Annotated in this window: 11 protein-coding genes; 2 read left to right on the forward strand and 9 right to left on the reverse strand. The window is 44.4% G+C overall.

From position 1 onward, the window contains the following. Positions 1-19: 19 nt before the first annotated feature. Both RGE70_RS11385 and RGE70_RS11390 read right to left on the reverse strand, forming a co-directional pair. Entirely contained in the window at positions 20-2,473 is a 2,454-nt protein-coding gene (locus RGE70_RS11385; RefSeq protein WP_310471570.1) for an ABC transporter permease, read from the reverse strand. Positions 2,474-2,475: 2 nt separating this feature from the next. Further along, positions 2,476-3,207, reverse strand: a complete 732-nt coding sequence (locus RGE70_RS11390; RefSeq protein WP_310471571.1) for an ABC transporter ATP-binding protein — start codon at positions 3,205-3,207, stop codon at positions 2,476-2,478. On the opposite strand from RGE70_RS11390, the gene RGE70_RS11395 reads away from it, so the two are divergent. Then, entirely contained in the window at positions 3,188-3,817 is a 630-nt protein-coding gene (locus RGE70_RS11395; protein ID WP_310471572.1) for an arylesterase, read from the forward strand. The two genes, RGE70_RS11390 and RGE70_RS11395, sit on opposite strands and share 20 nt — an antisense overlap. Positions 3,818-3,954: 137 nt before the next feature. Here the strand turns inward: RGE70_RS11395 and sohB are convergent, their stop codons facing one another. Further along, positions 3,955-4,986: a protease SohB gene (gene sohB / locus RGE70_RS11400; protein WP_310471573.1), complete on the reverse strand. Its 1,032-nt coding sequence runs from the start codon at positions 4,984-4,986 to the stop codon at positions 3,955-3,957. Between the two features lie 125 nt (positions 4,987-5,111). Next, positions 5,112-7,595 carry a VolA/Pla-1 family phospholipase gene (locus tag RGE70_RS11405; protein WP_310471574.1) on the reverse strand — a complete coding sequence of 828 codons (2,484 nt, stop codon included), beginning with the start codon at positions 7,593-7,595 and terminating at the stop codon, positions 5,112-5,114. A gap of 262 nt (positions 7,596-7,857) precedes the next feature. On the opposite strand from RGE70_RS11405, the gene RGE70_RS11410 reads away from it, so the two are divergent. Next, positions 7,858-8,595, forward strand: coding sequence for a YciK family oxidoreductase (locus tag RGE70_RS11410; protein ID WP_310471575.1), 738 nt, complete (start codon positions 7,858-7,860; stop codon positions 8,593-8,595). Positions 8,596-8,668: 73 nt separating this feature from the next. Here the strand turns inward: RGE70_RS11410 and rluB are convergent, their stop codons facing one another. The 5 genes from rluB to rnm form a co-directional block, all read right to left on the reverse strand. Further along, positions 8,669-9,541 carry a 23S rRNA pseudouridine(2605) synthase RluB gene (gene rluB, locus RGE70_RS11415; protein ID WP_310471576.1) on the reverse strand — a complete coding sequence of 291 codons (873 nt, stop codon included), beginning with the start codon at positions 9,539-9,541 and terminating at the stop codon, positions 8,669-8,671. Next, entirely contained in the window at positions 9,534-10,130 is a 597-nt protein-coding gene (gene scpB, locus RGE70_RS11420; protein WP_310471577.1) for an SMC-Scp complex subunit ScpB, read from the reverse strand. Before scpB ends, rluB begins: the two co-directional genes overlap by 8 nt. Positions 10,131-10,142: 12 nt before the next feature. Next, on the reverse strand, positions 10,143-10,931 hold the full coding sequence (locus RGE70_RS11425; protein WP_310471578.1) for a segregation and condensation protein A: 789 nt from the start codon (positions 10,929-10,931) through the stop codon (positions 10,143-10,145). A gap of 95 nt (positions 10,932-11,026) precedes the next feature. Continuing rightward, positions 11,027-11,647, reverse strand: coding sequence for an L-threonylcarbamoyladenylate synthase (locus RGE70_RS11430; RefSeq protein WP_310471579.1), 621 nt, complete (start codon positions 11,645-11,647; stop codon positions 11,027-11,029). Beyond that, complete coding sequence (gene rnm / locus RGE70_RS11435; RefSeq protein WP_310471580.1) at positions 11,644-12,516, reverse strand: RNase RNM; 873 nt, start codon at positions 12,514-12,516, stop codon at positions 11,644-11,646. The genes RGE70_RS11430 and rnm overlap by 4 nt, the downstream gene beginning before the upstream one ends. Positions 12,517-12,744 lie beyond the last annotated feature (228 nt).

A 12,744-nucleotide genomic window follows, 5' to 3' on the forward strand; every position in this document is an offset into this window, starting at 1 on the left:
GCTGGTGTTATAAACCTGGTTAATGTCCCTTTAGCAAATCACTGCATGATTTGTTGAGTAACTGACGGCAGCGCCACAGCCCTAGTGATGCAACCACCAAACCACCACATAGGGGGGCAATCCCCCACCATGGCCAATGCATATACACGTTAAGCTCAAACACCTGAGTTTTAAGCAAATATAAGGTAAACTCAGCCACTATCACCGCCAATATTCCTGCGATAATACCAAGCAAGGCAAACTCAAGCCCGGTTGCAGCACGCAATAACCAGCCCGATGCGCCAAAGGTTCTTAATACCGCTAACTCACGTTGACGCGTGGCCATGCCCGCTTCTGTTTGAGCAATCATCACCAAAGCACTAGCCAGTAACACTAAAACTAAGACTAACGTTAAAGACATCGACACTTGATCAATTATTTGCCGTAACTGCTTCACCATAGCGCCCACATCAATAACCGATACTGTCGGAAACTGCTTAATTAATGACAAAATAACCGAGCGTTGCGACTCTTCTAAATGAAAGCTCGACATTGAGGTGTATGAAAACGGAGCCAATGCGGTTTCGGTGAAGATCATAAAAAAGTTCGGTTGCAGTGTTTCCCAATGCACCTCCCTAATGCTGGCAACATTGACCGTTAAGCTTTGATTGTCGATGGTGTAGGTTAGTCTGTCACCAAGTTCAAGCTCCAAACGCTCAGCAACGCCTGACTCAACTGAAACATCAAATGGGTCTTGATTAAAACGCCCTGACACAATTTCATTGTTATCTGGCATGCTATCACGGTAGGTTAAATTGAGCTCACGGGAGATCCCAACTCGGCCTTCAACGCCGGCTTTTTGTTGCTCAGATGAAATCAAAATTTCGTCATTAATTGCCGTTAACCTGCCACGAACCACAGGGTAAATCACAGGCGGAGTTGCCACATGCGGTTTTAAAAAGTCGGCAATTGCGTTGGTTTCATCTGGTGCAATATTGATCAAAAAGTAGTTAGGTGCATTTTCAGGCAGCTGTTTTTGCCATTCATTAAGTAAATCTTGTCGGAGTGCAAAAATGGTTAACAACAACACTAAAGCGCTACTAAAGCCAACAAGCTGCACAGCATTTTGCTTTGCGCGCCGACGAAGCCCGGCTAATGCCAGTTGCAATGGGTTCGTCGTCTTCATACCAACACTATGACCCAAACGGATCATAAAAAAGCCCAACACACTGAGTAACACGCCCAGCAATAAAACCGCTGCTACCACAGTAAGTGTTAACGGCAAGCTTTGTGAATATAAGTAGCCTAGCAATGCCATCGCACACAAACTTAACACCAAGTGCAACCACATGCCGAGCTGTAGGCCTTCTAGTTGACGTTGTAATACTCGCAGCGGTGGAATCGACAACAGTCGCATTAATGGATAGGCCGAAAACATAAACGCACTAACAAACCCAGTACCTAACCCTAACAAGATAGGCCGCATTACGGGCGGCGAATAAGCAGCAATTTCGGCCGGTAAAAAAGCGGTAATGGTTTGGTCTAACGCAAACCCTCCAATTAAACCGAGCACGACTCCAACGGCCGTAACTAACAGCAGATGCGTGCCAAACAATATTCGTATTTGCTTGGCTGAAGCGCCAAAGGTTTTTAGCATTGCCACCACATCGTAATGTCGCTGACAATACCGCTGCGCAGCAATACCTATAGCCGCACACGCCAGTGCAATGCCTAACAAACTTGCCAGTAGTAAAAATCGTTCGGCTCGTTTAACAGCATCGGCGATAGGTGAATCACCAGACTGCACATCAACCCAGCGTTGACTGGTATTGAGCAAGGGTTTGGCTTGTTGCTCAAAAGCTGCCAACTGGGTAGAGTCGCCAGCAAACTGATAACGATACGTCACGCGGCTACCTGGCTGGATCACTCCTGTTTTAGCCACATCTTCAATGCGCATCAGTACCACCGGCGATGAAGCAAACGGATTAAAGCCGGCATCAGGTAGACGAATAATCTCATTGGACAAACTAAAGTTGGCATTACCAATTTCAATCTGATTTGGGTAGCCCAAAAGCCCACCAAGACGTGTTTCAAACCAAACACTGTTGGCTTGCGGTAACCCAGCCGCAATACCAGCGCTTAATTCGATAGTCCCCTTAAGCGGATATTTTGCCCCCACCGCTCTGACAGTAACTAACTGAAACTCATCACCGGCATACACCATTGAGTTAAATTGCATGCTCGTAACGTGCTCTAAGCCGACTTCATCTGCAATCGCAAGAATGGCTGGGTCAATTTTTTTAGGTGAATTGATGATCCTGTCAGCTGCAATAAATTTTGAGGCTTGACCATTAATGGCCAGTTGCAGTCGCTCACTGACAGAGGCTAAACCCGTCACGGATAACACCGCTAATGTGATAGCCAAAATAATAAGCAGCAGTTGCCCTTGAGACAACTCCCGCTTAAATAGCCGCCATGCTAATTTTAGCTCCATGCTCACCCCTCTTGTGCTGCGGCATGAACTACAGCGTCAGGTTGCAACTCATTATCGAGCTTTTCACTTAAGCTGCCTGAGTCCATTAAAAACTGACGCTGACAGCGACTCGCTAACACCATGTCGTGCGTGACGAGTACCAAGGTGGTATCACTTTCGCGGTTTAGTTCAAACAACATATCGGCAACCTTGTCACTGTTGGCTGAATCTAAATTACCGGTTGGTTCGTCGGCAAATAACACTTTGGGCTCGCAAATAAATGCACGTGCAATTGCAACCCGTTGCTGCTCGCCACCAGAAAGCTGGTTAGGGAAATGGTTAAGTCGGTGGCTTAAGCCAACACGTTCAAGCATTGCCTGTGATTTTTCTTTGGCATTGGCGATGCCCGCCAGCTCCGCGGGTAACATTACGTTTTCAAGGGCATTTAGCGTGTCGACCAACATAAAGGATTGAAAAATAAAACTGACCTTTTGTTTACGCAACGCCGCTTTTGATTCTTCATTTAATGTCTCTAACGCCACCCCATCTAATACAATTGAGCCTTTTGTCGGCGAGTCGAGTGCCGCAAGTAACCCAAGCAATGTTGACTTACCTGAACCAGAGGGGCCAAGTATCGCTATACTCTCTCCTTGCTTGACATCCATATTAATGCCGTTGAGGATAGTCAACTCTCCCTCTTGAGTATTAACCGATTTAATTAGGTGGTTTACCGCTATGGCGCTATTTTCAGACATAAAAACCTTCTTTGACCTTAAAAACCGCTTATGTGGTTTTGTCATATTATGTATATTTAGCAGCTTTTCGCTAAATGCTGCTCCAATATTAATTTTAGGCGACAGTTTAAGTGCGAGTTATGGCATGCCAGAAAATGAAGGCTGGGTGCAGCTACTACGAGCAAAAATGCCCGAACATACCCTCATAAACGGCTCGGTGAGTGGCGAAACATCTGCTGGCGGCTTACGTCGACTACCAGCCCTACTCGAATCAACCCAACCTAAAGTGCTTTTAGTTGAGCTAGGTGGCAACGACGGACTCCGTGGTTTTCCCCCCAAGCAACTGAAAACAAACCTGTCTAACATTATCAAGCTGGCTAAAGACCAGCAAGTCACAATCTTGCTTAGCGAAATTATGGTGCCGCCTAACTATGGACCTCGTTACGCAGCTCAAATCGCTAATGTCTACAAAGAATTGGCACAAGAACACAATATCACGCTTATGCCATTTTTTATGGAAACCATTGTAATTGATAGTACGTTAATGCAACGAGATGGGATCCATCCCAATGCTGCAGCCCAACCACAAATTGCTGACTTTATGCTACCTTGGTTTTTGCAAGCACTGTAAAGTCATAGTATATAAAGTTGCAGTACTGACTATAGTGGTATTCGCAGTGGTAGAGCGAGTAAGTTCACATACAAAAAAACCTGCAAGTGCAGGTTTTTTTTATTCAAATTAACCAATATATGGTTAGTTAAACGCCATTATTTTAGCGGTTGATTCTTTTCAGCAAACTTATTAAAAATAGCGTTAAAAGATAACGACGCGCCATGGGCAATTTTGTCAGACAGTTTTTTCTTTAACTGATAGCTGATTTTAACTACAGTGCGCTCATTCGCCAGCTTCATGATCACATCATCACTGGTAGCAACTTCATCAATTAACCCCAGCTCAATGGCTTGTTGACCATACCAATGCTCACCAGTAGCCACTTTTGCAATATCGAGTTCTGGACGGTATTTAGCAATAAAGTCTTTAAACAAAACATGTGTTTCTTCAAGCTCTTGCTGAAACTTTTCACGCCCTTCATCGGTATTTTCACCAAAGACCGTTAACGTACGCTTAAAGTTACCCGCTGTATGCTGTTCATAATCAATATCATGCTTTTTAAGCAAACGATTGAAGTTAGGCACTTGCGCAACAACACCAATAGAACCGACGATGGCAAAAGGAGCTGCATAAATTTTATTGGCAACACAAGCCATCATGTAGCCGCCACTAGCAGCCACTTTATCAACACAGATTGACAGCGGAATATCAGCTTGTCTTAAACGGTCAAGCTGACTTGATGCCAAACCATAACCATGGACCATACCGCCGCCACTTTCTACATTAACAAGCACTTCATCGCCTTTATCGGCAATGGTCAAAATCGCGCTGATCTCTTCACGCAGCGATGCGACTTCATTTGCATCAATACTGCCTTTAAAATCGATAACAAACACCTTAGGGTCGGTCTCAGGTTCTTTGTTGTCTTTTTCAGCTTTCTCTTTGGCTTTATCGTCTGCTTTTACTTGCTTCTCGTAAGCTTTAAACGCTTTTTTAGATAAAAGCTCTTCTTTTAGTTCATGCTTCAGTTCTTTTAAATTATCACTAATGTTAGTGATTTTAAGTTCACCTTTTTCTGTCTTATGCTTAACGGTTGACGCTAACACCACAATAACCACAGCCAGAATAGACACAACGATCGTGACGGCCTTTGCAAAAAATAACCCGTACTCGTACAGAAATTCCAAAATATTCTCCAGCTAATTGGTTTTTTTAGTTTATTAATCGTTATTCTAACAGCCTATTTAGCAATTAAAAATCCCAATAAAAAAGCCCAGCATCAGCTGGGCTTTTGTTTGCCTAAAAAACAAGCTTATTCAGGGCAAGATTGAATCACTGAAGCGTCAGTTACCACAATAGTGGCTGCACCTTGGCCTGCTGTTGCGGCAAATGCTGCAACTTGGGTTTGCATCTCTGCAGTTGCACTCGCCGCTTTACCATCTGTTACGCCAGCAACTTCAGATGGGCTAGCAATCGAGCTATGGTGGCCTTTACTAAAGCGCACCACACCCGAACCTGCCGTCGTAGTTGAGACACATGCTAAACCTAGGTTCGCGATAAAGGGTTCGGTACCCGACAACGGGAAGCTGGCCACTGAATTAGGTAACACTTGATCAGGCATATTCGTGTCATCACCCACCACTTCAATCAAATGTACTGGCAATTGTGTGTCAGCTAATAACGAAGCATGGTTAATTGGGTCAGCACTATCAATCGCGGTTTGCACTGCAAAAGCAAATGTTGGAATAAACTCAGCATACACAGCCTGAACTAATGCAGCGTATTCATCACTTCCCGCTTCATAACCACTCGTGTTAGCAGCATCGACGAGCTCTTGGAAAGTGTCGCTAGCGGTAACCGTTTGGAATAGAATTGGGCCAAATGAAGCAGATCCAGCAAACGAGCCAGCAAGTCCGCCAGCTGGTGCAATGAGTGACGCGGCATTAACCCCGTAAACATTCGGTAATACATCACCTGTAGCTGGATTAACAAGACCAGTACTGGCATAGTTTGAGAATGTCGTACCAACTATTCCACCTAAACTTAAGCCTTGCACACTGATTTTGTTATTATCGAAAATAGCACTTTGCCCAGCCCCTGTAAGACCATAGTAAAGGCCAGATAAAGCAGCTCTAAGGGCAAGGTGATCAACTGTCGCTTGGCGGAAATTATCGCGCACGGTCAATGTGCTACCAATGTTAACAAACACCAGTGGGTTACCATTTACAAAGCCATCACCAAGGCCAATTGCACTGGCAAAATAAGGGTCAGTAGCAGACACTTCGTAAACACCATCACCAGTGGCATCAAACGAGCGAGTACCATGCAATGGCATATCAATTGCGATAGTTGCAATACCTGCTGCTGCGTAGGTTCCTGCATAAGTCAGTGCCATCTCTTTACTGCCGCCTAAACCATGCATCGCAATCGTTGCTGGCCAACCATCGGTCGGTGCAACAAATGCATCACCTTGTAACGCTGCTAACTTAGCGGCATTTGGTAACGTAATTTGAACAGAAACAGTCTCATAACCTTTAATAGCAGGAATAGGGTTAAACTTAGTCAGATGCTTGGTCGGATCCGTTGGTGTTTCACCGTCATCTAAGTACCATGCTTTACCCGCTAGCAATGCTGGGTTAGCAATGCCTTCACTTGGGTCAATGCCATATGCAACAGCTTGCATACCATAGTTTGTTTGGCTCAATGTACCGCTACTTAATGCCAAGAGTACTGAAACAGGGCTGTCACCATAAGCTTTCCAACTACCATTAATCGTTGGGTTAAAGTCAGCATCTAAACAACCAGCAGATGAACAGTCACCATAGATAGGCACTTTGAGTTGCGCCGTGTAAACATCAGCTAGATCAGCCAATACATAAGCAACACCATCAGCAGCAGTCATGCCTAAGCGCGTCGCAACAGTATAACCTGCAGAAGACGGCATAGCCGTTAATGCCGGTGCATACGGGTTACCTTCAGTTTGATCAACCATCAGCAACTTAGTCGTTTCATAAACATCGGTGACTGACTGCGTAGTAAATAAAGCTGAGTAAGTCACGGTATCAGCATCAACACCGGCTGCAGCAGCCATACCTTTTTCATAGCTGTTAACTAAGGTTTGCAATGTTAACTGATCTGGGGTTTCCAATGGCTTAGTATCAATGTCCAGCTTTAGTGTTTGGTAACTTGAAGACGGTGCAATAGGGTTACCGGCAGAATCTTGAATTAGGGTTGTGGTCGCATAAATATAAGACTGAGCCGCTTTTAGTGGCTTAAGCGGAATGATTGCAATTGAGTTACCCGATACTGTCGAGACAAAATCAACACCAAAAGTAAGCTCTTCACCTACTTTACACGCCGACACCGACGCGGCAGCGCTACATTCAGGGTCCGAAGACAGCGCGCCTCCCACTGTGGCTTCAAACATTCTAACAGCACCTGGCTGAGCCACAGAAGCTGCATCAATCGTTAGTACCGTACCATCATTGTCCGTTGATGGTGCGACTTCAATACTTATCGGTGACGACGTTGACCAGCCATCTAGTGCACCGAGCGCAAGCTGTGGGTCTGTGTAGTCGCCCGATTCTTCGCCTGGAATATTCAACGTGCCATCTAGCGTACCACTGAATAATAGATCGCTAGGTAGCGGCAGTTCACCGTTAGCGGGATCAAAAACTAAAACAGACTGAGGAACCAGTGGTTCTGTTTTTTCGACTAATTCGTTATAACTGTCTTCACTACATGCTGTGAGACCCAAAGCAGATGTTATTGCTACACCCAAAAAGAGCTTTTTCATCTTTTTTCCCCAAATCTTGTTGTAATAGTTTTGTTTTCACTCAGAAATTGGTCACAATAGCTTACAAAGCATAACCAATTGGACTTATCCTTAGTCCTTAGCGTAGTTCAAGTTAACGCAAAAGTATTGACTTAGCTACAATTTTGTCACAAACGATTAACTACGACAACTGCAAGGATTAATCGTTTGTTTTAAACAAGTGTTTGCACCTTCTGCCTTTCTAGAAGTGACGGGCGTTTGAGCTCAGAGGAAGTATTTACTCATGTTGGAATATCAAGCTGCAAAAGATTTACTAGCCGGTAAAATTATATTAGTTACGGGTGCAGGAGACGGGATAGGAAAAACCGCTGCTATCACTTATGCACAGCACGGCGCCACCGTTATTTTATTAGGCAAAACGGTCAAAAAGCTTGAAGCAGTATATGATCAAATTGAACAAGCTGGTTACCCCAAACCGGCCATCGTCCCTCTCGACTTAAAAGGGGCCAGCGAACAAAACTATCAAGATATGGCTGACACCATTGAAGAACAGTTCGGCCATTTAGATGGCCTATTGCATAACGCCAGCATGTTAGGCGTACTTGGTCCATTTGAACATATATCTCTAAGCTCAGTAGAAGAGGTATTCAAAGTTAATGTAATCGCAGAAATTATGCTCACCAAAGCATTACTCCCCATAATGCGAAAATCAACAAGTGCGTCACTGCTATTTACCTCAAGTAGCGTAGGCCGACAAGCGCGCTCTTTCTGGGGCGAATATGCAATGTCAAAATTTGCCACCGAAGCGATGATGCAAGCGATTGCCCATGAATACGAAGGGACTAGTATTCGTTGTAACAGTATCAATCCAGGCGCCACTCGTACCAGCATGCGCGCCAATGCATACCCAGCAGAAAACCCACAGACATTAAAAACACCAGCAGAAATAATGCCAACCTATTTGTACTTAATGGGCAAAGACTCTGCAGAAATCACCGGCCAGCAGTTTAACGCGCAGTAAAAAATTAGTGATTAACACTCATTAAAAAGGCCGCTAATTAGCGGCCTTTTTATCCATAACGCACCATGTTTAGTTAATCACGACTGCGGTTAGGTTTGTTAGATGCCGCGACCGATTTATGCTTACGCACTGCACGACGGATCTTGGCACCACGTACTTTTGCACGGGCTACACTGTGTTTATCAGTACCAAGAATACTACGTGTCTCTTCTTCCAGACCCGCAGTTTTACGTAAGTAGTTTACATCTTCCATTTGTAGCTCAACCCAACCGCCACGAGGTAACGATTTAGGTAACTCAATCGAACCGTAACGAATTCGGATAAGCCTGCTAACTTGAACCTCTTGAGATTCCCACAAACGACGAACTTCACGGTTACGGCCTTCAGCTAAACTGACATGCCACCACTTGTTCATGCCTTCACCACCAGCAGCTTTAACTTTATCAAAGCTTGCAGGGCCATCTTCAAGGGTTACACCCATACGTAAACGTTGGATACACGCATCATTGACTTCACCAAATGTACGTACCGCGTATTCACGCTCGACTTCATTTGACGGGTGCATAAGGCGGTTAGCTAATTCACCATCAGAGGTGAACAACAGTAAACCAGAAGTGTTGATATCTAAACGTCCAACCGCAACCCAACGCGAATCGCGAGTTTTAGGTAAACGGTCAAAAACCGTAGGGCGACCTTCAGGATCTTTACGGCTACAAATTTCACCTTCTGGCTTATGGTAAGCAATAACACGGCAAATAATATCTTCTTCTGACTTAATTGAAATGGCACGACCATCAATGCGCACTTTAACATCAGATTCAATACGATCACCTAGACTTGCGATTTCACCGTCAACACTAACTCGGCCTGCAGCAATCCATGCCTCCATCTCACGACGGGAGCCATGGCCTGCACGGGCCAAGACTTTCTGCAATTTTTCACTCATTAGTAGACTCTTCTATTTTTTCTGGCGCCCTTTTCACTGTAGAGAAAAGGGCTGCCAATGATTCGGGATCTGACAACGACGGAAGCTCCGTGATGCTGTCCAAACCGAAGTATGACAAAAACTCGGAAGTTGTAGCATAAAGCGCTGGTCTACCCGGCACTTCTTTATGACCCACGACTTTAATCCAGTTTCTATCGTTTAAACTCTTAATTATTTGGCTGCTAATCGCCACCCCTCGAACAAACTCAATGTCACCTCGGGTAACCGGTTGTCGATAAGCGATTACCGCCAATGTTTCTATCGTCGCGCGTGAATACTTTGGCGCTTTTTCTTGCCATAACGGCTGCAAAAAGGGGCTTAGTTCGGCAATGGTTTGAAACCGATAGCCGCTAGCCACTTTGACGAGTTGAACCCCTCGCCCCTGATATTCTTGTTGCAGCTCATCAATTGCAGCTTTAATTTTAGCTCTAGACACACTGAAATCAGAAAGTACGGTTTCTTTCAGCGCTTTAATCGTCGTCGGCTTTGCCAAAACAAACAGGCTTGCTTCAATTAACTGTTTTAGCTGTTGTGGATTAATCTGTGACAACGCAATAGATCCTTAGTAAGCCCTAACATGTATAGTCGAAAACGGCTCAGCTTGTACAAGTTCAACCAACAACTCTTTGACCAATTCCATCAATGCTAAAAAACTCACCACCACCCCACTGCGCCCCTCTTCAAAATCAAATAAGGCTTCAAAAGGAAGGTAAGTTTGCGCATTCAATTTAGCCAAAATTTGGGTCATGCGCTCTCTTGTCGATAGCACTTCACGCACAACATGGTGGTTTTCTGTTGCCTCAATACGCTTGAGCACTGATGAAAATGCACGGGCGATATCAGTCAGCGATACCTCGGGAGGTAATACTTCAGGCTTAATATTGGCTGCTGGAACCGCTTTTGCTTGAAATAAATCGCGTTCCATTCGCGGAAGAAGATTTAACTTTTCTTGCGCGTCTTTAATCACTTCATACGCTTTTAACTGGCGAATTAACTGCGCACGCGGATCTTCCTCTTCCTCGTGCTCAACATCAGGTTTTGGCAGTAATAACCGTGACTTAATCTCAGCTAACGTAGCTGCCATCACCAAATAGTCAGCGGCTAGCTCGACCTTGGCACCTTGCAACAGATTGACATACTCTAAATACTGTTGCGTTATCGCAAATATTGGTAAGTCAACCACATCCAATTTTTGTTTGCGGATCAAGTATAAAAGTAGATCTAATGGCCCCTCAAAGGACTCCAAAAAAACTTCTAGTGCTTCAGGCGGTATAAACAGATCTTTGGGCATCACCTTTAAAGGCTCACCTCTAACCACGGCTAAAGGCAATTTTTGTGCAACTCCCTCCATCCGTACCTACCACCCTTATTTAGCAAACGCGCGATTATACCTGTAAACAACGCTTGTTTAAAGCCATACTCGCCTTCTGTTGTAGGCAAGAGCATTTATAGGAATGGGGTTACATCACCTGCACCTTCGCGGATCACATCGATGTCACCTTCTGACATGTCAATAACTGTTGTAGGTTTTTCGCCTAAGTAGCCGCCATGAATAATTAAATCAACCTGGTGCTCGAGGATGTCACGGATATGTTCAGGATCTGACTCGGTAAACTCTTCACCCGGTAAAATTAAACTGGTCGACATCAGCGGTGCATCAAGTGCTTCTAATAAGGCTAATGCAATCACATTGTCAGGTACACGAATACCAATGGTTTTCTTTTTTGGATTCTGCAAACGCTTAGGCACTTCTTTAGATGCTTTAAAAATAAAGGTATATGGCCCAGGCGTATTATGCTTCAACACGCGGTAAGCTTGGTTATCAACCCTTGCGTAGGTCGCTAATTCTGACTGGTCGCGGCACATTAATGAAAAGTTATGGTCATTCTCTATCTGTCTAATACGCGCAATTCTGCTCATGGCATCTTTGTCACCTAATAAACACCCTAACGCATAACCCGAATCAGTTGGGTAAACAATAACCCCACCTTTTTGGATAACATTAACCGCTTGATTGATTAAGCGTACTTGAGGGTTTTCCTCATGCACATAAAAAAACTGACTCATTGCGTTTCCTTCCATTTATCTGACTGCCAAACCCAATTAACACCTTGAGGTTGGTACATATTTTTGCCAATTTCTATCCAACTTCCTGGAAAATGAAAATCACTTCCTAATGAACACATCAAGTTATTTAGCACACTTAATGCAATTAAATTATTACGGTCATCAAGGGTTTGTTGTCCCAATACCACTTCAATTGCATCGCCCTGTGCTTCTTTAAATTCACGCACCAATCGCTTTAACCATTTAGTCGATAATTTATATCCACTTGGATGAGCCAACACTGCCACCCCACCCGCTTGGTGAATCACTTCAATGGCACTGGCCATATCGCCCCAATTGTTGGGCACATAGCCCGTTTTGCCTCGGGCCAAGTATTTTTTAAACACATTCGCCGTGTTCGTGGCGTAGCCCATTTCTGCCATCCAACGGGCGTAGTGACCACGGCTAATAGCTGCATCACCGGCGTAAAACTTAGCCCCTTCATAGGCACCATCTATACCCGCTTTAGCCAGTCGCACACCAATTTCAAGCGCCCTTGCAGCCCTCAACTCACGTTGATTAGCTAAAAAAGCCACCATTGTCGGGTTGTTAAAATCAATATTAAGCGCAACGATATGAATGTCGAAACTATGCCATTGCGTTGAAATTTCGACGCCATTGATCAATTTGAGTGGCGTTTCATGGCAATTATTATATTGATGCGCTTCGATCAAACCAGCGGTTGTGTCATGGTCGGTAATGGCAAAAACATCTACCTTTTTACTGATCGCACGCTCTATTAATTCTGAGGGGGTAAGTTGCCCATCTGATGCCGTCGTATGACTATGCAGATCAATGAGTTTTGTTTCTTCATTATTTTCTTCTTTCATCCTTTAATAATACTTGAGTTTACAAATGAAAGGGAATTTAAATAGTTAAAAACGAACTAATAACACTTAACTCAACAAATCAACCACTGCAGTTGTTACTTTATTGTCGCGAAATACCAACAAAGAGTGAATATAAGCAGCCGTTTAGCCAAATTATTTCAGAGCACAGCTAAGCACACGAAAGTGACGACGCCAAATTTGAAACTGTCCCCCCCGCTATTAACGGCT

It is taken from the genome of Shewanella youngdeokensis, from assembly GCF_033180165.1.
GTDB classification, from domain to species: Bacteria; Pseudomonadota; Gammaproteobacteria; order Enterobacterales; family Shewanellaceae; genus Shewanella; species Shewanella youngdeokensis.

Bases quoted from the DNA above. Each gene is read 5' to 3' on its own strand.
- RGE70_RS11385 (WP_310471570.1), bottom strand. From the start codon at position 2,473: ATGGAGCTAAAATTAGCATGGCGGCTATTTAAGCGGGAGTTGTCTCAA.
- RGE70_RS11395 (WP_310471572.1), top strand. From the start codon at position 3,188: ATGGCGCTATTTTCAGACATAAAAACCTTCTTTGACCTTAAAAACCGC.
- RGE70_RS11390 (WP_310471571.1), bottom strand. From the start codon at position 3,207: ATGTCTGAAAATAGCGCCATAGCGGTAAACCACCTAATTAAATCGGTT.
- RGE70_RS11405 (WP_310471574.1), bottom strand. From the start codon at position 7,595: ATGAAAAAGCTCTTTTTGGGTGTAGCAATAACATCTGCTTTGGGTCTC.
- RGE70_RS11410 (WP_310471575.1), top strand. From the start codon at position 7,858: ATGTTGGAATATCAAGCTGCAAAAGATTTACTAGCCGGTAAAATTATA.
- rluB (WP_310471576.1), bottom strand. From the start codon at position 9,541: ATGAGTGAAAAATTGCAGAAAGTCTTGGCCCGTGCAGGCCATGGCTCC.
- RGE70_RS11425 (WP_310471578.1), bottom strand. From the start codon at position 10,931: ATGGAGGGAGTTGCACAAAAATTGCCTTTAGCCGTGGTTAGAGGTGAG.
- RGE70_RS11430 (WP_310471579.1), bottom strand. From the start codon at position 11,647: ATGAGTCAGTTTTTTTATGTGCATGAGGAAAACCCTCAAGTACGCTTA.
- rnm (WP_310471580.1), bottom strand. From the start codon at position 12,516: ATGAAAGAAGAAAATAATGAAGAAACAAAACTCATTGATCTGCATAGT.